Raw genomic sequence first — 20,536 nt, 5'->3', positions numbered from 1 at the left:
CCATCTGGTCAGGGCTGGAAGTGTGCATCCATTGTTGATGTTCTTCTTGATGCTGGTGAACATTGGATCCACTTCCGAGGCACTCCTGCCTCTTTTTCCTCATTTCGGACGTCGTACAAACGCCAGTATGATATCCTGGGCATAGTCCCCGAACCCACTTCCGAACAGATTTAGTCCTCGTTTATTGAGTGCATCCTCCCGAATTTCAAAACGTACACGAATAGGTTCATTAAACGCCAGCTTTAAAGAGCTGATTGTAGTGGAAGATGAGAGAGAACCATTACAGCTGCTGCCCGATTCCGAGACACTCCATGTAGTAAGAGCTCCATATTCAGTTCCACTTCTCCAACGTTCAGGGGTCAGTTTCCCTTTGCGGTTCCCGAAATCGGAGGGACAGGTCCAAGTCCCGACTAACTGGTCATTGATGGATAAGCTGATATCACTGGCCCAATCCTCTCGAAATGAAGGGGCTTCTGAGCATACTTCTGCCGAAATGCGGATTTCGTCCAACTCGACGCCTGGAGGCAGGGGGTTGGCAAAATAGTATTCGACATAACCGGCTTCTGCGAACCATAAGAGAGAGGCATCGACTCGTTCAGGCATGTAGAATGCTCTTGGATCATCTTGGGAGCCAATGACACCACCATCTTTTCCGGCCATCCCGCAGGACGGTTGTATGGAGCAGTGGGAGAACATTCCGATGGGCATATGTATTTCCTCAGTTTGATGCAGCCCATCCCCTAGCTTTGAAGGGAGATCGAGTTGAATAGAGCGACAGGTGACCGCACAGATTTTTTCGCGATTTGCTCCTTGTGTAGATGAGATAAGATTAACCTGTTCTAACGTCTGCACATTGATAGATATCGTTGGCTGAGCTACACCTAACGTCTCAGCTAATTGACTGACACTCATAGGCTTCTCTCCAAGGGCTTCAAGAATGCGGACGCGGACGTCACCAGACAGTGCTTTAGCTACATCTAAAATTCGTGACGCGGGATAACGTATCGTTTCTTGTGAAATATCATTCATCATATTTGTTCCTTTTCGTATAGGATGGGTTGAGGTTATTGTACAATGAAGAACGAGTATTGTAAAATCATAATAAACATTGCGAAAAACATATACTGGTGCTAAAATGGGCTCAACTTCTTATTTTGAAAGGCTGTGCTCGCCATATGACAACTTCTATATTAGCTTCTGAGACACTTGCGATTCCTCGTTCTGAACACCCTCATCCAAATTGGCAACGTCATGAATGGATGAATTTGAATGGGCAATGGTCATTTAAGTTTGATCCGAACAATGAAGGTATGAAGGCGTTATGGTACTCCAATCCTGAAATCGCTTACGACTCAATGATCACTGTACCTTTTTCTTGGGTAAGTCCCTTATCCGGAATTGGCTGCGATCAACAAGGAATAGGCTGGTATCGCCGCACCGTGAATGGGCAGGCTGTTGACCAACAAACACGATTGTTTTTACGTTTTGGGGCAGTAGATTATTCATGTGATGTGTGGATAAATGGAGAACATGTAGGTTCACATCAAGGTGGATATGGTTCATTTGAATTTGATATTACACCTTACTGGGCAGCTAATTGTGAGAATAATATTGTCGTAAGAGCTGAGGATTTCGATCATGCTTATCAAGCGCGGGGCAAACAAGGATATGGAGAAATCCGTGGAATTTGGCAGCCTGTATGGCTTGAAGTACGTCCCGAAACTTATATGAAAGATGCAAAGTTTGTGACCCGTATAGATGGACAGGTGAAGGTAACTACAAGAATAATTGCGCATGAAACGGGTTCGGCAGAGTTTACGCTGCAATTCGCTGATCATTCTGTTGTTCATACAGAGAAGCTGCAGCTTATAGCAGGGGTGAACGAATGTAAGCTGTCTATCGATGTTCCCAATCCGCATTTGTGGAGTCCAGAAAATCCTTATTTATATGAAGGTGAATTGCAGCTTAGTGGATCGTTTGGTACAGATACAGTCAGCACTTATTTCGGAATTCGCGAAATTCAGACTGCCCGCTTTGAAGATCGTGATTATCGGTGGATCACCTTAAATGGTAAGCCGATATATTTGAACGGTACTCTTGATCAGTCCTATCACAAGACAGGGTTTTTCACCTATCCAACGGATGAAGACATGCGGGATGAAATTTATCTAATGAAACGTTTAGGGCTAAACATGGTGCGAATTCATATTAAGCCCGAAGAACCCCGTAAGCTGTATTGGGCGGATAAGCTTGGCATTCTTGTTATGGAAGATATGCCTTGTTTCTGGGGTAATCCGGATGACAAGGCCAGAGCCTCCTATGAGAGAGAAGCCCTTGAGGTGATTGAACGAGATTATAATCATCCATCTATTTTTTCGTGGGTTATGTTCAACGAGACCTGGGGTTTGAAGACAGATGCTCAGGAGGCTAGCCTCACAAGTGATATACAGCAGCAGAGTAGTTATCTTAAAGAGACACAGGAATGGGTGCGGGAGAAATATCGCTGGGCGAAGCAGCTTGATCCGACTAGAATTGTTGAGGATAACTCGCCGTGTAATTATGATCATGTGGAATCGGATATTAATACATGGCACTTTTACATTAATGGTTACGAGCAGCTGCAAGCCCACTTAAATGAGGTTGTAGATAAAACATTCCCGGGATCGGAGTTTAACTGTATTGGCGGCAACGTACAGTCTGATGCCCCTCTAATGAACAGCGAATGCGGTAACGTGTGGGGGATAGAAGGTGGTGCAGGGGACAGTGATTTGGCATGGCATTACCGCTATATGATGAATGAATTCCGGCGGCATGATAAGCTATGTGGATTCGTATTTACTGAATTCCGTGATGTTACGAATGAGTTCAATGGTTATTACCGGCTAGACGGGAGCGATAAGGATTTTGGATATGGGGATTTTGTTCCCGGGATGACGATTGCGGATCTGCATTCCCCAGATTTTATCGTGATAGATGCTCCTCCATGCCAGACAGTAGAAGCAGGGCAGAGTGTTAAAGTACCTTTGCTAGGTTCGAGCTTCGCGGACAGCTATCACGGTCATAATTTGAAGCTGAAATGGGAACTGTGGTACGACAATTTGGGGACTCGGGTCACTGCGCAAAGTGGACATATGTCTGTGAAATGGGATAACTTTGGAAACACTATACTTCCTTCTTTGAACATTACAATGCCTGGTCAGGAGGCGGCTGCAATACTTGCTGTTTCTCTGATTAATGAGAAGGGTGAAGCGATCACGCGGAATTTCATTACTTTTGATGTAAGAGGCGGTAATAACACTGTATTGTTTAAAGGTGAAGGAGAATTTATTCAAATTCCAGTGGGAGCTTATACCGATCATAACTTTAAGCATCAATGGGATGCTATCCAAGGATCTAAAATCAATGGTGCTGGGCAAGGTCAGTATGTATACGAGGTTACACTGCCAGATGCAGCAGATAAATCAATGATTGGTGAGATCGAAATCATGTTCGAAGCAAGTGCTAAACGATTGCTGGCGCGGCATGTTGAAGGTACGAAGCTTAATGATATGGGCCTTGATCTTATGCATGGGGCAGATGCGAGGGTGGAATATAATCCGAATACGTATTATATGACGGATGAAGAGCGTCATCCTTCCCGAGTGAACGTTCTGGTGGATGGGCAGCGGATTGGTTCTTTCTATTTACCGGATGATCCGGCTGATAGCAGAGGGATTTTGTCTTGGCATTATCAGCCAATAGCGAATAAGCTGGATGAGGCTGGATCTTACGGCTACCTATGCAAGGCAAGTGTACCGGGGCAGTTAGCAGCGAAGCTGGATCGCAATCGTGTTTTCCGTTTGGAGCTGCAAGCAGAGGACGGCGGGCTAGCTTTGTATGGCCGTAATGCAGGTCGTTATCCACTGGACTTGTTGATTCGTTATCGCTAAATAACCTTAATATGAAAATAAAGCAATCCCAGCTAAGAAGCAGGGATTGCTTTTTTATCGGTACTGCAAGGTATTATTAAAGTTCTTTATCATTAATGCTGTTTAACCAGCTTTCAATCTCTCCAATGACCGAACTAATGCAGCCATCTTCAAAAGGTGAAGTCAGGCCCGCAAGTTCAACCAGCTTGATAAAGGATTTGCTACCTCCAGCTTGACATAATTCTAAATAATCACTCCAAGCGGATTTAAAATCTTCATTTGAACGTTTCCAGAACTGGAAGGCACATAGCTGTGCTAGTGTATAGTCAATGTAATAGAACGGGGAGGCGAAGATATGGCCTTGCTTATGCCAAAATCCACCTTGTTCCAGATAAGCATTACCTTCATAATTGCGGTGCGGCAAATATTTTTTCTCGATTTCTCGCCATGCTTGCTTACGTTCAGCAGGGGTTGCTTCAGGATTGCTGTAAACAAAATGCTGGAATTCATCTACAGTAACTCCGTAAGGAATAAACTGAAGGCTATCTGCCAAATGATTGAAACGGTATTTGTCTGCATCCTCTTCAAAGAACAATTCCATCCATGGCCAAGCAAAAAACTCCATGCTCATGGAATGGATCTCACAGGCTTCATAAGTAGGAAAAGCATATTCAGGTACATTAATATTTCGGCTTTCATACACCTGGAAGGCATGCCCCACTTCATGGGTCAAGACATCAATATCCCCTGAGGTTCCATTGAAATTTGAGAAGATAAAAGGTGCTTGGTATTGGCTGAAGTAAGTACAATAGCCACCGCCTTGCTTACCTTTTTTACTTACTAAATCCACTAGATTGTTATCCAACATAAAAGTAAAAAATTCATCAGTTTCCGGAGAGAGCTCTTTGTACATCTTGGATCCGTTAGCTACAATCCAGTCAGGATCTCCTTTAGGAGTGGCATTGCCAGTCTTGAAGCTGAAGTTCTCGTCATAAAACTTCAAGGCATCCAGACCTAGGCGTTCAGTCTGCCGTTTCTTAAGCTGTTGGGAGACGGGTACGATATGCTCCAGAACTTGTTTCCGGAAGTTGGCTACCATGTCGGCGTTATAATCGGTACGCATCATCCGGTCATAACCTAGCTCAATAAAGTTGCTGTAACCAAGCTTTTTAGCAATGCGGTCACGGACTTTAACTAGCTCGTCATAGATTCGATCAAAGTCACTCTCATGTTCAGACATAAAATCATATCTGGCTTGTGAAGCACGTTTGCGCATATCGCGGTCCGTGGACAATTCAAAAGGAGTAAGCTGAGTCAGTGTCCGTTCTTCGCCTTCGAATGGAATCTTGGCGGACGCGATAAGCTGAGCGTATTCTGTAGAGAGTTTGTTCTCCAATTGTAAATCTTCGATGATTTCTGGACTAAAAGTACGCAGAGCTACTTCTGCAAGCTGAAGCAGCTGCGTACCCCATTCTTGTTCGAATTCGGCTCTGTATTTGGAATTGACGAGTGCTTTGTAGTAGTCCGTTATGTATTCCTGAACGATAGGGCCAATCTCGTCCATGAATTCCTGTTCAGCCTTGTAGAATTCATCTGTTGTATTGATCGAATGGCGAACGCTAACCAATGTCTGCAGGGTGTCAAACTCATTGCGAAGCTTGTTAATAGCGGTAACGGAAGCCTTTTGCACTTCTAATGGCTCGGTGTCATTGAGATCTTTAAGCAGGTTGTTAAAATCCTGTTTGAACTTCTCTACATCCGGGCGCTCATAGCGATAATCATTAAATTTCATTAACTATTCAACTTCCTTTCTATACCAGATAGTCTCTATTATATATTCTGAACAGCAATTTACGATAGACCTGTGTTAGCTGTTTTTGAATAAAAAAAGAACAAATGGACAAAAGTGTAAAAACTTGTTAGATGAAATACGGTTTGATATTATCTAAGAATATAGTAGAAATGATATTTATAGCGATTACTTAGCCTTTATTTAACCCTCATTCACTGAATACGGGTTATCTCTGTTTATATACGAAGTTTTGTATTTTTTCACTTTACATCCTTCCTCCCTCTTTTTTTGCTGTAGCCGCACAACTGTCGACAAACTTAATATATCATGATATATTATTATGTATAAGATGAAAAAATTAGAGTCAGGAGATAACGAAAGTCATGAGTGAGACAACATCATCCAAACCGATGTATGAAAAAATATTTGATGAAGTGAAGCAGCTTATCGTTAATAAATCCTATGGACAAGGGGAACGGGTTCCCTCAGAGAAAGAACTGGCTGAAGCCTATAATGTTAGTCGGATTACGAGTAAAAAAGCTCTGGAAATGCTCGCCGCGGAACAATTAATTGTGAGAAAACCGGGGAGAGGTTCATTTGTGGCAGATCCAGCAGTCGATTACATGGAATCAGCGATATCTCCGGGGACGGTCTCCGACGGAACTGTTTTCAATTCCTTTAACCATGAGGAAAAGACGATCGGTCTGGTTATTACCGACTTTGGCAACAGCTATGGCACAGGCTTAATTTATGGCATGGAGCAGGCTTCACGTGATAATGATTGTTTTCTGGTTTTAAGAAGAACCTTTGGGGTGCCGGAGAACGAAGAGAAGTCTATTCAGAAGTTGCTCAGCTTAGGTGTAGATGGTCTGATCATTTTTCCGGCTCAAGGCGAATTTTTTAATGCTGAGATTCTAAAATTGGTGATAGGACGGTTCCCGCTAGTTCTGGTAGATCGCCATTTAAAAGGAGTGGCAGCAGCATCGATCAGTACTGATAATATGCAGGCTGCACTCAAAGGTACGGAGTATTTATTTGATCTCGGGCATACTCATATCTCCTTTCTCTCTCCACCTCCAGCGGATACCACAGCTCTTGAAGAGCGGGTAGAGGGATTTATTCAAGCGCATGCGGAACGGGGAATAGCTGTAGACAAGGGATTGTGGGTCAGCGATTTGACCTCAACACTACCGGATTCCTTCAACGATGAGAATATTGAACATGACATTTCACGGTTAATTTCTCATTTGCAAAAGAATCCAACAATAACGGCGCTTTTTGCTGTGGAATATAATATTGCGCTGCTGGCTAGAACAGCGGTCCAACGACTTGGGCTACGGATTCCAGAAGATATTTCGATCATTTGCTTTGATAGTCCGCCAACTCCACTCGGTTCGGGTTATGCATTTACCCATTTACGGCAAAATGAAGAAGAGATGGGGCGGCTCGCAGTAGAAAATGTATTGCGAATTATGAACGGGCAGAGTGTGTCCAATAAGATAATGCTGGAAGCTGAGTTGATTTCTGGTGAATCCACAAGCTCCGCTAAACAATCCATCTCTGAATAGATTTTTGGTTTATTCTCCAACTTAAACATATATTAGTTGTTATAAAAACCTATCCTTTTGGATGGTTTTTTTTATTTGTTTTAGATATATATTTATCATTATAGGTATATTGATATATTATTATAATAAAATAAACATATTGACATACTAATCGCATGACAATATACTAATCAATGAAAGCGCTTCAAAGTTAAAAAGAAAAAGGGGGTATTATAACTGAAAGCAACTAGAGAAATACCCGAGTCGATGCATAAACTGGCATCTAGCGTAAAAGCAAAGCTGAGTGATCGCCCGAAATTAGCCGAAATGTTCGAGAAATGTATGGCTAACACCTGGAACACAACCTTAAAACGAATGCCAAACGGAAGCACTTTTGTTATTACCGGAGATATTCCAGCGATGTGGCTACGGGATTCCGCCGCACAGGTCAGACCTTTCCTAATCCTTGCCTCCGAAGATGAAGAAATTGCAGACATGATTGAGGGACTTGTACGTAGACAATTTATTTACATCCAGCTTGATCCATATGCTAACGCATTCAATGAAGAAGAAAGTGGGCATGGCCACCAAGAGGATCTGACGGAGATGAGCCGGGGAGTCTGGGAAAGAAAATATGAAATTGATTCGTTATGTTATCCAATCCAACTGAGTTATCTGCTCTGGAAGAATTCGGGCCGTACTAGTCAGTTTAATGAGTCGTTTGTAACAGGCGTAGAAAGAATCATAACATTATGGACTACCGAACAGAACCATGAGCGCGATTCAAAATATCTTTTTCAACGGATGAACTGTCCGCCCACGGATACGTTAGCTCGAGAAGGCAAAGGGACGTTGACGGCTTATACCGGAATGACTTGGTCTGGATTTCGTCCTAGTGACGATGCCTGTGAATATGGGTATTTGGTTCCAGCCAATATGTTCGCGGTGGTTGTTTTACGATATGTGTGTGAAATTGCCCGTGAGATTTTAGGTGATCAGGAGCTGGAAAAGAAAGCTAGAAAACTATCTGACCAGCTCAATAAGGGAATAAGTGAGTATGGAATTGTAGAACATCCAGAGTTTGGGGCGGTCTATGCCTATGAAGTAGATGGTCTGGGACAGGTGAATATTATGGATGATGCAAATGTACCGAGTCTTCTCTCCATCCCTTATTTGGGTTATGTGACTGCTGATGATCCTATCTATAAAAATACCCGTGAACTTATTTTAAGTAGCACTAATCCCTATTTTTTCGCAGGAAAAGCGGCTGCTGGCATTGGAAGTCCGCATACGCCAAATCGGTACATCTGGCCCATAGCTTTAGCGATGCAGGGAATGACATCTACCCGCTTTGAGGAACAGGAAGCCTTACTTCAGCTGCTGGAGAAGACGGATGCTGGAACTGGATTTATGCATGAAGGGTTTCATGTGGATAATCCTGATGAATTTACACGTCCATGGTTCTCTTGGGCAAACATGATGTTCTGTGAGCTTGTACTCATGCGCTGCGGTAAGCAGATTAAGCGCGGATGAGACCAACAAGGTTTGAATAATCGACTCTAAAGGGGATAGAGAACATGAAAAAATGGCTGGTTACCTCAATTGTTTTGGTAATGACTACTGCACTTGCTGCGGGCTGCGGTGGTAATAACGGATCTGCGGACAAAGAGACCGGAAACACAAGCAAAGCTGGGAGCAGTACCGGGAAAAAGACAGAGCTTACCTTCTGGGGAGATTGGGGCGGTGAGGGGCAGAAGCAATTCGAGACCATGGTGGATGCTTTTAATAAATCGCAGGATAAAATTCACGTAAAATATGTGCTGCAACAGGATATGATCACGAAATTCCTAACTTCTGCGACCAATGGCGGCACTCCTGATGTACTGTTTTGGGACCGTTGGAGAACTTCGCTGTATGCCCCGAAAAATGTACTGCATCCGGTGGATGAATACTTAACGCGTGACGGAATTTCTGAAGATGATTTCTACAGTGAATCCCTACGGGAGCTTTCATACGATGACAAATTATATGGGCTGCCGCTTACAGTAGATGCACGTGCTCTTTTCTATAATAAGAAGCTGCTCGCAGAGGCAGGACTTCAGCCTCCAACAACTTGGGATGAGCTAGAGGCAGCGGCTACGAAGCTAACGAAATGGAATGGCAATAAACTGGAGACTGCAGGGTTTTCCATGGGAGATTTGGGACTTTTTAATATGTATCTCCAACAGGCTGGCGGCACCATGCTTACAGAGGATGGAAAGACCAATTTTAATAATGAGCAGGGCAAGCAAGTGCTTGAGTTCTGGGATCGCCTAATGAATAAGGACAAAGTGTATAAAGTAGGGTTCGAACTTGGACTTGGTGAAGGGCAAGATGCTTTTGTCACAGGTAAAGTGGCTATGCTGTATTCCGGTCCGTGGATGCTCAGCACCTATAACAAATATGGTAAAGATCTGGATTATGGAATCGTTCCTCCTCCGGCCGGACCAAATGGTGATAAAGGCAGTGTCATGGGGGGATTTGGTCTAGTGATTCCAGAAGGCTCCAAACATAAAGAAGAGGCATGGGAGTTCATCAAATGGTGGACAGCGAACAAGGATAACGCGTTGCTCTGGGCAAAGACGAGTCTAAACCTGCCGGGTTATAAGCCATCGATGGAAGATCCATTTTTCAAGGATGATCCAAAGTGGCAGCCGTTTCTGGAAACGTTGGAGTTCGCCAAGGTTCGTCCGAACCACCCTGGATATTCCGTAATGGAGACTGATGCTTTGGCCCCTAATTTGCAGCTTAACCAGCAAAACAAGATGAGCATTGATGAGACCTTAAAGAAATCGCAAGAAGAGGGCGACAAAATGCTGAAGGATAATGAAGTAGTGAAGTAATAAGTAAGACATTTGAAGTAAAGGGGGGGTTCGCCTCCCTTTTGCTTAGGAGGGGGTAGCTGAAATGGCTTCCATCAGAAAGCTAGAGAAACATCAGGCGCGGACGGCTTATCTGTTTATTACACCCACGGTATTGCTGTTTACAGTATTCACGGTCATCCCCGTGGTAATGGCGCTATATTTAAGCTTTACCAACTACGATGTACTTAGTAGAAACGATTGGATCGGTTTTGATAACTATCGCCGTTTGATAGAGGACAGTTTGTTATGGAAAACATTCCGAAATGTATTTCTGTATTCCATCATTTTCGTTCCACTTAATATTCTGATCTCACTTCTCCTCGGGATTCTGCTTAGTCGATCCTGGCGTGGGGTAAAGTTGTTCCGCACATTGAATTATCTGCCTACCCTTACATCCGCTGTTGCTGCAGCTACGGTATGGATCTGGCTTTTGCATCCTGAATTTGGTTTGGTTAACGGGTTGTTGTCCTATGTTGGGATTACGGGTCCAGCTTGGTTATCCGAGACACGAACGGCGATGTTGTCCATTATTATGCTTACCCTCTGGCAATCGGTAGGTTCTAATATGATTATCTACTTGGCAGGTCTGCAAGGCGTGCCTTACTATTTGTATGAATCTGCACGGCTGGACGGTGCTAATAAGCTGGCTTGTTTCCGGTTTATTACTTGGCCGCAGCTGCGACCAACGACCTTTCTTGTCAGTACGATGTCAATCATTGGTGCGTTGCAGTTGTTCGACCAAGCTTTTGTGCTGACGCAGGGGGGGCCGGCGAATATGACAAAGACTCCAGTTTATCTGATCTATCAGCAGGGCTTTAATCAATTGCAAATGGGGTATGCGTCTGCACAAGCATTTGTGCTTGCTGTGGCGATTCTCATATTCTCACTTATAAACATGCGGATCACAAAGGCGGAGGAGTCCATTGTATAAGCCGGGCTTGCCATGCAGAAGGGGGATAGAGGTATGGATACTAGCGGAAGTTCGTTATTAAAAAGAAGCTTAAGCAAATCAATCTATTATATAGTGTGCATAGTTATTGCCATCGTAATGTTTCTACCTTTTTATTGGAGTGTTCTTACATCTTTGAAGCCTGACGAAGAGATATTCGCCATGCCCATCCGGTGGTTTCCTTCACATTTGACCTTAGAACACTATCGTAAGGCATTTACTACGGTTCCGTTTGCGCTCTATTTCTGGAATTCGCTTGTACTTGCAGTAGCGGGTGTACTGGCGAATCTGTTCTTTGGTTCCATCAGTGGATACGCGTTCGCAAAGCTGAATTTTAAGCTCAATAAGCCAATATTCCGCGTGCTGCTTGCGGCGATGATGATACCAGGCATTGTGACGATGATCCCCACGGTTTATGTCATGCGCCATATTCCTCTTTTTGGAGGCAATGATATTTTTGGTAGCGGGGGTAACGGGCTGATGAACTCATTCTGGGGGATTATTCTTCCGGGCGCTTCTGGAACCTTTGCTGTGTTCTTTATGCGGCAATTCTTTCTCACCTTACCTAGTGACATGATGGAAATGGCCCGGATTGAAGGCTGTGGAGAGTTTAAAATATTTTGGCGGATATATTTGCCGCTGACTAAACCGGCGCTGGCTACTTTAAGTATCTTTACCTTCCAAGCGGGCTGGAACAGTTTCTTATGGCCAATGATTGTGCTGAATGATCCCGACAAAGCAACGATTCAGATGGGACTTCAAGCTTTCTCGTATAATTTTCAAACAGACTACGGTCCAATGATGGCTGGAGCGCTGGTAGCAATCTTGCCGATATTGGTGTTGTTTTTAGCGCTTCAGCGTTATTTTGTACAGGGGATAGCCTTCAGTGGTATTAAGGGTTAATGCAATAAAAATCGAACCAGGGAGAGAGTCTATATGAACCAATTGGAGATAGGGATTTGGGAGGAACGGGCGAATCAAGCACAAGCTGCATTGGATTCATTATTCTGGAATGAAGCGATCAAAATGTACAATATAGAAACACCTTGTCCAAATGGAGACTGCAACACGATTTTTCATTATTGGTGGATGGCCCATGCTGTGGATGTATTGGTAGATGGACTACAGCGGACTAGAGAGAACTGGTATGCCGAAAGGCTTTCCGAACTTCATGAAGGTCTGCTTCAGCGAAATGGTGGTGTGTGGCCAAATGAGTTGTATGATGATATGGAATGGATGGCTCTCGCGTGGCTTCGTGCTTATCAAGCAACAGGAGTGGAAGGTTATAAAGATACAGCCCTTCTTTTATGGAATGACATTCAGACAGGCTGGAACGAGCATATGGGCGGTGGGATTGCTTGGCAGAAATCACAGTTGGATTATAAAAATACACCAGCCAACGCACCGGCAGCTATACTTGCGGCACGCTTGTATCAAGCTTTTGGTGAAGCCAGCAATCTTGAATGGGCGTTAAAAATATACAGATGGCAAAAAGAGCATCTAGTAGATCCGGCAACGGGTTTTGTATGGGATGGCATGAATCGCACTGGTGATGGAAAGATCGATAAAGATTGGAAATACTCCTACAACCAAGGTGTTTTCATTGGCGCAGCAGTTGAACTGTACCGTATCACTAAAAAGCAGGAATATTTAGAGGATGCTCGTCTAACCTTTGCCGCCGCAGCCCATGAACTTGCTGACTCTCAGGGAGGTGTGCTGCCAGATGAAGGAAATGGTGATGCGGGACTGTTTAAAGGAATCCTGATTCGCTATACAGCTGAATGGGTCAAAGCTGATTCTGCTGCAGTTGATGCTGTTAATTTCCTACGTGCGAATGCAGAATGTCTCTGGGAACAAGGAAAGTCAGAGGACACAGTGTTGTTTGGCACAGATTGGACTTCGTCCTCTGCTGGTATAATTCAGCTCAGCTCCCAGCTTAGTGCGATCAAGCTGCTGGAGAAGATGGCTGAATTAACTAAGGAACAGGGTTGAGGTGAGTTCTTAATGACACAAGCAAAGGAAGCCATAGAAGCAGTCAGTTGGCAGGAAAAGTCCGAGTGGTTCCAACAATGTCTACTACGTAATTATTATAATGCTGAGACGGGGATCATGAACCAATGGTATCCCAGAGAGTACAACGTTGCGGGGGAGAACTTTTATTATTGGTGGCAGGCTCATGTCATTGATATTTTAGTAGATGGTTATGAGCGTAGTGGAGATCCTGTGTATTCCTTGAGAATTAAGGAGCTAAGTCAGAGTCTGCAAGCTTATAACGGGGGGACTTTCAGGCATAATTACTATGATGATATGGAATGGACAGCATTGGCGTTGCTGCGTGCTTATCGGGTTACAGGACATGAAGCCTATCTAAGTGCTGTGCTTGATCTATGGGAGGATATTAAGACGGCTTGGAATGAACAGTTGGGTGGAGGTCTGGCGTGGAAGAAGGATCAGCTCGATTATAAGAACACACCTGCCAATGCACCTGCCGTCATCCTTGCAGCCCGGTTATATGAACTTTTTCATAAGCAAGAGGATCTGGAGTGGGCGCTCCGTATCTATGAATGGAACAAGACATATTTGATGGATTCTACGACTGGTTTTGTGTGGGATGGGATGAATAGACTCGGGGATGGCCAGATCGATTACGATTGGGAGTTTACTTACTGTCAGGGAGTGTTTCTAGGCGCTGGCCTAGAGCTTTACAAGAATACGGGTGATGCTCATTACTTAGAAGATGCGAATCGAACGGCTAATACATGTATTGATCGGTTATGCGATCCAATTAATATGATGTTACCTGATGAAGGCGTTGATGATACTGGATTGTTCAAGGGCATTCTGATTCGTTATTTGGTTCAGCTCTGTAAAATATCTCCTGTAAATATCCGTATTCGTGAGGTCATATTGGCCAATGCAATGCAGTTGTGGGAAAAAGGTCTGGATAAACAACGGGGTCTGTGCAGTTCATCGTGGGAAGTGAAACCGGAGCTTCCGGTTCAGCTGAGTATTCAACTCAGCGGCTTGATGCTACTGGAGGGTGCTGCGGCACTGGTGAACAAATAGCCTGAAATATATAAAGACACCTCAAGAGAGGTGTCTTTTTGTTGTTTAAATTAACTATCTGCAATTAGAAAATCCGATGTTTCCAGCCATTTAATTTAGCGACAGCTTCAATATAATAGTAGTCTCCATAGATCAGGGATACATCAATGAAGGAATTGCCACTGCCAGTTCCGTGCAATAAAATCGCTTCATGCTCTGGCAGCTCCCAGGTTGCGTAATTTTCGGTCAGTGAGCGCAGAATTCGCTCCGCTGCATTTGCATATAGACTTTTTTCGCCTAATGGTACGATATCTGCAAGCTCTAATAATCCTGAAGCGGCTATAGAGGCTGCGGAGCTATCTCGGAACATCCGGGTATCATCCTCTAGGCGGAAATCCCAATAAGGGACTTGATCCTCAGGCAAAGCAGAGATGAAATAATGTGCGATCCGTTTAGCAGTGTTCAGGAAACGTTCATCTCCGGTGTGGCAATAAGTATTGATGAAGCCGTACAGTCCCCAAGCCGTTCCACGGCTCCAAGAGGATTCAGCCGAGTAGCCTTGACCGCCAAAATTCTCAAGATAAACACCTGTCTCTGCATCAAAAGAAATAATATGTTTGGTGGATCCATCCTTACGTATGCCATATTCCATTGTCGTTTCGGCGTGGTTAATTGCAATATGCTTATAGCGGGGATCACCTGTCACTTTGCTGGCCCAGAACAGCAGGGAGATATTTAACATACAGTCGATAATTACCCAGCCGTATTTATCTTCATTCCATGCGCGGATGAATTTGCCTACAGGATTATAGCGGGCAGCGAGGAAGTTCGCCGCTTCAATTCCTCTGCGCAGGGCATCTTCGTCACCTGTAATTGTATGTTTGATTACAGCTGTCGGTAGGAATTGGAATCCCACATCGTGATGCATCTCAACTGTTGGTTTAATAAACCATTCCTCCAAGGTACCGTCCCAATGCCAAGCGGCCTCCTTGTAAAGATCTTTTCCGGTCATATCATGCATGATCCAGAGGAGTCCAGGCCAGAACCCTGTAGTCCACCAGTCTGAACCGATATCATCAAATTTGCCATCTTTTCCGGCGAAATGCGGGCACTTATCACCGATCTGCTCTATCATACGTTCTACTTTTGTATCGAGTCTACCCATGATCTCTTGCCAATAAGGGTTTGTCATTGTTACTGCCTCCAGTGTATTTAGGATGTTATGAGTATAGCTTTCTAAAGCTCAGGAAAGTTGAGTTTTGATATAAGGAAATGTTTAATTATTGTCATGTTGAAGTTGGCTTTTAATCTATAACTGACAAAATACAAACATTTCTGCATAACACATTAAAACTTTATCGGTGTTGGAAAAGATACAATCTAAATGAACAGGAGGATGGTAAAGTGGATGATTTTCAAGTATATAAAGCACCTAAAGAAATCCCGGAACGTGAGGATTATAAGGTCAGAGTACGGCAGCCTGAAGGAGAATGGCGTAGCTTGTTTATTTACGAGGTTAAGGTAGATATGCATGAGGTACGTCCTGCATCCATGGCTTATTTTGATCTGGAAGGTACAGTAGAAGTTGAAGTCACCTGTCTTTATACGGAGATTGATTGTGTGAACATTGCTCCGGCTTCGCGTGGGATCACTTACGAACATCATGGAAATACCCTTTTGTTTAAGCTAACGGGTCCGCAAAAGTTATCGATTGAGATCAACGGTGATATTTTTCGGAATCTGCATTTATTTGCTAACCCTAAGGAGAAGGATGCCCCTCAACCAGAGGATGCTAATGTCTTAGTAGTCCAACCGGGTATACACCGGAAACCTGATCTTTTACGTCTGCTGGATAATGCCGCTGCTGATCCTCGTGAAAAGAGGAAGGTGCTTTATTTCGCTCCGGGCACACATTATATAGAAGAAACAGTATTGCCGGTCCCTTCGGAAACCACGGTGTATCTTGCCGGAGGTTCAGTGCTTGTAGGTTCCTTGGTATGCGAGGGAGTTCATGATGTATCCATTCGTGGTCGCGGTATAATTTATCTTGCGGATTTTCATCGATTCTCGGCCTTTCGAGGGATACGAATTGTTTTTTCACGATCTATAAATGTGGAAGGTATTACCGTGATTGATCCGCCACATTACAGCATTTTCATCGGGCAGTCTGAGCAGATTGTGATTGATAATTTCAAATCGTTTAGCACTCGGGGGTGGTCTGATGGCATTGATATTATGTCGAGTGCTGAGGTTAGGATCCGGGATGTTTTTATGCGTAATTCTGATGATTGTATTGCTATCTATGGCTCAAGATGGGATTTTTATGGGGATACCCGCAATGTTAGCGTTCGTGATTCCATTCTGTGGGCGGATGTCGCTCATCCATTGATGATTGGTACACATGGGGACCATGAACGTAACGGGGACACCATCGAGTCTATTGTTTTTGCAAATCTTGATATCTTGAATCATCACGAACCGCAAGAGAACTATTGGGGGGCACTGGCGATTAATGCCGGGGATCGAAATAAGGTATGTAATGTTCTTTATGAAAATATACGTGTGGAGCGTATTGAGCAGGGGCAGCTAATTGATGTGCGGGTGGTCTATAACAAGGACTACAATCCAGAGCCGGGGACAAGCATCCGGGACATTACATTTCGCGACATCAGCTATAGCGGGACGGCCAACCCTTCACGAATTTATGGATATGACGAAGAGAGAGCTGTTTCAAATGTGACCTTTGTCAATTTAAGGATCAATGGTGAACTGATGGACGCCCCCCGCCCAGAGCTGATAGATATTAATCATTTTGCTGAGAATATACTCTTCGTTACTGAAAAAAATACGGTTGTGTAGATTAGATCTAATTACTTTTTCTATATTTTAATGGCGTCGTCCCTAGGACTCTTTTGAACAGTTGATTGAAATAAGAGGCATTTGGAAATCCAACAGTGATTCCGATTTGCTCCACAGGCAGGTCTGTCGTTCCTAACAAGCGGCAGGCCTGTTTGATCCGGCGGGCAGTCAGATAATCAACAAGCCTTCCTCCGGTTTCCTGATGAAAGATTCTGGAGATATAGGATTTGGACAAGTGAATCTCCTCAGCCAACTGATCCAGATTAACCTCCTCATGATAATGCTCTTCGATAAAACTCATGATTTTCTCAGAATAGCGCAAGGTTCGCCGTTCTCCTGATTGGAATACATGCTGATCTTCAGTTCCTATACTGCTCAATAATTGAAGAATTAACAGTGAAATGTCTTCGGTATCCTCAGTCAGACTGACTTTTTTATTGTGATTATATTGCTCCAGAATCCACTCCACAGACTCAACGTGATCCTTAAGATCAAAGGCACAATGTGTATTTTTTCCTTGCCAAAGCGCTGTGAATAAAGCCTTTCTTTTCGCAAAACCCTCCAGCAGGTGCTCAGCAACATGTGGATCAATGTAGAAGATGGTTCGTTCAAAAGGACACTCGGGAGAAACCTCAGAATAGATCCGGTGCAGCTGATAGGGCTGGAAAAAGAATAACATTCCCCTGCGAATATCGTACATCTGCTGATTCACAACAACGTTTCCCTGTCCGCCGTACACAAACATGACTTCACAGCATTGATGCCAGTGATAATAACCTTTGTAATAGTCATCGGTATATATTTTATAATCCCAAATCAAGGTCTTATGTTCTTCAAAAACAACAGGTTCGAACAGCTGCTTCATAGGCCCTCCAAGATGACAAAATACAAACATTTTCTTATATCTCATTATAACTTTTATCGTTATGAAAGCGATACAATAAATACGTTAAACTATGAAAAATCCGGTAGTGGAGGGTAACATTATGACGCAAAAAATTGTTAATCCGGTGTTGGCAGGTTTTCATCCAGATCCGTCTTTTATTAGAGTAGGGGATGATTATTATATCGCAACCTCTACTTTTGAATGGTTTCCAGGTGTAGAAATCCATCATTCCAAGGATCTAGTTCATTGGCATTCCATTTCACGTGTGCTGACAGAAGCCTCACAAGTAGATCTGCGTGGTAATGTAAGCTCTGGTTCCATTTGGGCACCCGCGCTTTCTTATGATCAAGGCGTATTTTATCTGCTATTTACAGATGTGAAATCTCGCAAAAGTGTATATAAAGATCTGCATAATTATTTAATTACAGCGACGGATATCATGGGCCCGTGGAGTGAGCCGGTTAGACTAAATGGCAGCGGATTTGATCCATTTTTGTTCCATGATCTGGAAGGGACCAAATGGCTGCTTAATATGCGTTGGGATTTCCGTAAAAATCACAATAACTTCTCTGGCATCATTATGCAGCAATATGACCCGGAGACTGGCAAATTAACGGGACCTATCCATGAAATTTATAAAGGGACACCTATCGGAGTGACCGAAGGTCCGCAATTGTACCAGAAGGATGGGTACTATTACTTACTGACAGCTGAAGGAGGCACTGGCATCAACCATATGGTCACCTTAGCTAGAAGCAGAAGCCTCACAGGTCCTTATGAGACGGATCCGGATTTCCCGATTATGACCACGGCGCATGATCTGACCTACCCGTTTCAGCAAGCAGGGCACGGATCGCTCGTAGAGACTCAGAATGGGGACTGGTACATGGCACATTTATGCACACGTCCGATTCCGGGAACGGCAACGATGAATCCGTTAGGCCGGGAAACTGCGATTCAACGTTGTGAATGGACAGAGGATGGCTGGTTGCGATTGGCCCACGGAGGGAAGCTGCCTGCATTGGAGACCGTGGCTCCTGAACTGCCGATATTCACTTTTGAGGAGCTGCCAAACAGAGATGAATTTGATGGAGAGGTTCTTGGACTTCCATACCAAAGCTTGCGTGTGCCTTTTGATGAATCTTGGGTTAGCTTGAAGGAACGTCCGGGTTTTCTTCGTCTGCGCGGCAGAGAGTCATTAGCTTCACTGCATGATCAGAGTTTAATTGCCCGGCCGATTCAACATTTTGAATGCTTAGCTACAACCTGTCTGGAATTCGAGCCGGATAGCTTCCTGCAAATGGCTGGGTTAGTCCTCTATTATGATGACAGTGATTACTATTATTTGCGTGTTACCGCAGATGAGATTCGTGGAACTAGTTTGGGCGTTGTGCTGTGTAGAGGTGGCAAATACGATGAGATTTCCTCTATGCAGCTATCTGTGAAAGATTGGGATCGTTATTATCTAAAGGCGGAAATTCATGGACGTGATCTGTTGTTTTATGCTTCATCAGACGGGGTGAATTGGACAGCTGTCTGTACTCCCTTAGATTTTGGTACGCTTTCGGATGAATATGGCGGCAAGCTTGGCTTTACCGGTTCCTATGTCGGGGTATGTGCTCAGGATTTGGATCAGCAAGCGAAGCCGGCTTATTTTGACTATTTTGAATATAAAGCTTTATAGGTGTTCGGAAAAACCATAATATTCTTCATATTCTATTTTAGGATAAAATGTTAATTTTTACTTATCTTACATAGAAAGGGATGTTTGTGATTTTGAAAAAGACTTATAAAGTCGCAATAACCTGCACGCTCTTACTGAATCTGGCCCTGTCCTCTGCTGCAATGGCCGCACCCATCGACGTCGACGTAAGTAATTTGAAAGAAGTCCAAACTTCTGGACCGGAAAAGGTTTGGGTTGGAGAATGGAAGGGCGACGATACGATTATTGTGGACACACAAGGAAATGTTACTACAGTTGGAGAACTCAAAGAGTCTTCAAGCTTTGTACCCCCGGCAGATGACAATCTTATTAATAATGAATTGTTGGCACCGGAGCTAATAACACCTACTTTTGAACCTGATGCTCCGCAAGCAACTCTATCTTCCGCTTATGGTCATGCGTGGCCGTATACAGCCGAAAATAGTTATGGGATTAACTGTTATGGTTATGCCTTAAGATTTCCAGGGGCAATCAACCCTGGTGATGGAGACGGGGTCTCAAATGTCAGAGATCCTGCCTATTTTACTAACGTGTATTATACTGCTGGTCTTGTGGTTCAAGATGGCAATACGAATCCTTTATACTTTAAACCGGGTTGGCGGATACTTCCGGGCCGAACTGCAGCGATTAATTCCGATGAACATCGAATTGCACTAAGAGTGGGATGGATCGACTCAAATGGTAATGGTAAAGTCGATATTCCTGAGGATAACGTTGATTACCACTTCATGCTTCAAAATAGCTCAGGTCTATGGTCAGAGAAACATGGACATCAAGCGTCTCAAAATACGGGAATTTCAGATCCTAGCAATTTCGTCTGGAGCAATGGTTCTCTTTATGGTTTTTACAATAGCGTAACCGTTTATATTGCTGCAAAAGTATTTTAGAATTTCATAAAACATTACGTATGGAATAGCGGTAGTC

General features: G+C 43.8%; 15 protein-coding genes. 11 read left to right on the top strand and 4 right to left on the bottom strand.

The features are described from left to right. Window positions 1-99 precede the first annotated feature (99 nt). Window positions 100-1,032, bottom strand: coding sequence for a helix-turn-helix domain-containing protein (locus tag NSQ55_RS17415; RefSeq protein ID WP_254848923.1), 933 nt, complete (start codon window positions 1,030-1,032; stop codon window positions 100-102). 143 nt (window positions 1,033-1,175) lie between these two features. Between NSQ55_RS17415 and NSQ55_RS17410 the strand changes: the two genes are divergently transcribed. Next, the gene (locus NSQ55_RS17410; protein WP_339168247.1) at window positions 1,176-3,929 is read left to right on the top strand and encodes a sugar-binding domain-containing protein; all 2,754 of its coding nucleotides are present in this window, start codon (window positions 1,176-1,178) and stop codon (window positions 3,927-3,929) included. Between the two features lie 76 nt (window positions 3,930-4,005). Here the strand turns inward: NSQ55_RS17410 and NSQ55_RS17405 are convergent, their stop codons facing one another. Next, window positions 4,006-5,700, bottom strand: coding sequence for a M3 family oligoendopeptidase (locus NSQ55_RS17405; protein WP_339168246.1), 1,695 nt, complete (start codon window positions 5,698-5,700; stop codon window positions 4,006-4,008). A gap of 383 nt (window positions 5,701-6,083) precedes the next feature. Here NSQ55_RS17405 and NSQ55_RS17400 point away from each other — a divergent pair, with 383 nt between their 5' ends. The 7 genes from NSQ55_RS17400 (at window position 6,084) to NSQ55_RS17370 (ending at window position 14,165) form a co-directional block, all read left to right on the top strand. Then, window positions 6,084-7,268, top strand: a complete 1,185-nt coding sequence (locus NSQ55_RS17400) for a GntR family transcriptional regulator (protein ID WP_076200730.1) — start codon at window positions 6,084-6,086, stop codon at window positions 7,266-7,268. 246 nt (window positions 7,269-7,514) lie between these two features. Next, window positions 7,515-8,780, top strand: coding sequence for a glycoside hydrolase family 125 protein (locus NSQ55_RS17395; RefSeq protein ID WP_339168244.1), 1,266 nt, complete (start codon window positions 7,515-7,517; stop codon window positions 8,778-8,780). Window positions 8,781-8,824: 44 nt separating this feature from the next. After that, window positions 8,825-10,129: an ABC transporter substrate-binding protein gene (locus NSQ55_RS17390; RefSeq protein WP_076184486.1), complete on the top strand. Its 1,305-nt coding sequence runs from the start codon at window positions 8,825-8,827 to the stop codon at window positions 10,127-10,129. A gap of 64 nt (window positions 10,130-10,193) precedes the next feature. After that, the gene (locus tag NSQ55_RS17385; protein WP_339168242.1) at window positions 10,194-11,081 is read left to right on the top strand and encodes a sugar ABC transporter permease; all 888 of its coding nucleotides are present in this window, start codon (window positions 10,194-10,196) and stop codon (window positions 11,079-11,081) included. 33 nt (window positions 11,082-11,114) lie between these two features. Beyond that, the gene (locus tag NSQ55_RS17380) at window positions 11,115-12,002 is read left to right on the top strand and encodes a carbohydrate ABC transporter permease (RefSeq protein WP_076142466.1); all 888 of its coding nucleotides are present in this window, start codon (window positions 11,115-11,117) and stop codon (window positions 12,000-12,002) included. A gap of 33 nt (window positions 12,003-12,035) precedes the next feature. Continuing rightward, complete coding sequence (locus NSQ55_RS17375) at window positions 12,036-13,091, top strand: glycoside hydrolase family 76 protein (RefSeq protein ID WP_339168239.1); 1,056 nt, start codon at window positions 12,036-12,038, stop codon at window positions 13,089-13,091. 12 nt (window positions 13,092-13,103) lie between these two features. Beyond that, on the top strand, window positions 13,104-14,165 hold the full coding sequence (locus tag NSQ55_RS17370) for a glycoside hydrolase family 76 protein (protein ID WP_339168237.1): 1,062 nt from the start codon (window positions 13,104-13,106) through the stop codon (window positions 14,163-14,165). A 64-nt stretch (window positions 14,166-14,229) separates the two neighbouring features. Here NSQ55_RS17370 and NSQ55_RS17365 read toward each other — a convergent pair whose 3' ends face one another. Further along, complete coding sequence (locus NSQ55_RS17365; RefSeq protein WP_339168236.1) at window positions 14,230-15,336, bottom strand: glycoside hydrolase family 88 protein; 1,107 nt, start codon at window positions 15,334-15,336, stop codon at window positions 14,230-14,232. 212 nt (window positions 15,337-15,548) lie between these two features. On the opposite strand from NSQ55_RS17365, the gene NSQ55_RS17360 reads away from it, so the two are divergent. Further along, window positions 15,549-17,003, top strand: coding sequence for a glycosyl hydrolase family 28 protein (locus tag NSQ55_RS17360; RefSeq protein ID WP_339168234.1), 1,455 nt, complete (start codon window positions 15,549-15,551; stop codon window positions 17,001-17,003). Between the two features lie 7 nt (window positions 17,004-17,010). Here the strand turns inward: NSQ55_RS17360 and NSQ55_RS17355 are convergent, their stop codons facing one another. Continuing rightward, window positions 17,011-17,868, bottom strand: a complete 858-nt coding sequence (locus NSQ55_RS17355) for an AraC family transcriptional regulator (protein WP_076200752.1) — start codon at window positions 17,866-17,868, stop codon at window positions 17,011-17,013. Window positions 17,869-17,989: 121 nt separating this feature from the next. Here NSQ55_RS17355 and NSQ55_RS17350 point away from each other — a divergent pair, with 121 nt between their 5' ends. Further along, window positions 17,990-19,573, top strand: a complete 1,584-nt coding sequence (locus NSQ55_RS17350; RefSeq protein ID WP_339168230.1) for a glycoside hydrolase family 43 protein — start codon at window positions 17,990-17,992, stop codon at window positions 19,571-19,573. 92 nt (window positions 19,574-19,665) lie between these two features. Then, on the top strand, window positions 19,666-20,499 hold the full coding sequence (locus NSQ55_RS17345; protein WP_076309773.1) for a hypothetical protein: 834 nt from the start codon (window positions 19,666-19,668) through the stop codon (window positions 20,497-20,499). Window positions 20,500-20,536: the final 37 nt, after the last annotated feature.

This window comes from Paenibacillus sp. FSL H7-0943, assembly GCF_037963265.1.
GTDB classification, from domain to species: Bacteria; Bacillota; Bacilli; order Paenibacillales; family Paenibacillaceae; genus Paenibacillus_AQ; species Paenibacillus_AQ odorifer.
This window is presented reverse-complemented; position numbering and strand designations above follow the sequence as displayed.

Coding starts and splice junctions, on each gene's coding strand:
- NSQ55_RS17355 (WP_076200752.1), bottom strand. CDS start 17,868: ATGAAGCAGCTGTTCGAACCTGTTGTTTTTGAAGAACATAAGACCTTG.
- NSQ55_RS17415 (WP_254848923.1), bottom strand. CDS start 1,032: ATGATGAATGATATTTCACAAGAAACGATACGTTATCCCGCGTCACGA.
- NSQ55_RS17370 (WP_339168237.1), top strand. CDS start 13,104: ATGACACAAGCAAAGGAAGCCATAGAAGCAGTCAGTTGGCAGGAAAAG.
- NSQ55_RS17405 (WP_339168246.1), bottom strand. CDS start 5,700: ATGAAATTTAATGATTATCGCTATGAGCGCCCGGATGTAGAGAAGTTC.
- NSQ55_RS17365 (WP_339168236.1), bottom strand. CDS start 15,336: ATGACAAACCCTTATTGGCAAGAGATCATGGGTAGACTCGATACAAAA.
- NSQ55_RS17375 (WP_339168239.1), top strand. CDS start 12,036: ATGAACCAATTGGAGATAGGGATTTGGGAGGAACGGGCGAATCAAGCA.
- NSQ55_RS17350 (WP_339168230.1), top strand. CDS start 17,990: ATGACGCAAAAAATTGTTAATCCGGTGTTGGCAGGTTTTCATCCAGAT.
- NSQ55_RS17395 (WP_339168244.1), top strand. CDS start 7,515: ATGCATAAACTGGCATCTAGCGTAAAAGCAAAGCTGAGTGATCGCCCG.
- NSQ55_RS17400 (WP_076200730.1), top strand. CDS start 6,084: ATGAGTGAGACAACATCATCCAAACCGATGTATGAAAAAATATTTGAT.
- NSQ55_RS17390 (WP_076184486.1), top strand. CDS start 8,825: ATGAAAAAATGGCTGGTTACCTCAATTGTTTTGGTAATGACTACTGCA.
- NSQ55_RS17385 (WP_339168242.1), top strand. CDS start 10,194: ATGGCTTCCATCAGAAAGCTAGAGAAACATCAGGCGCGGACGGCTTAT.
- NSQ55_RS17380 (WP_076142466.1), top strand. CDS start 11,115: ATGGATACTAGCGGAAGTTCGTTATTAAAAAGAAGCTTAAGCAAATCA.
- NSQ55_RS17410 (WP_339168247.1), top strand. CDS start 1,176: ATGACAACTTCTATATTAGCTTCTGAGACACTTGCGATTCCTCGTTCT.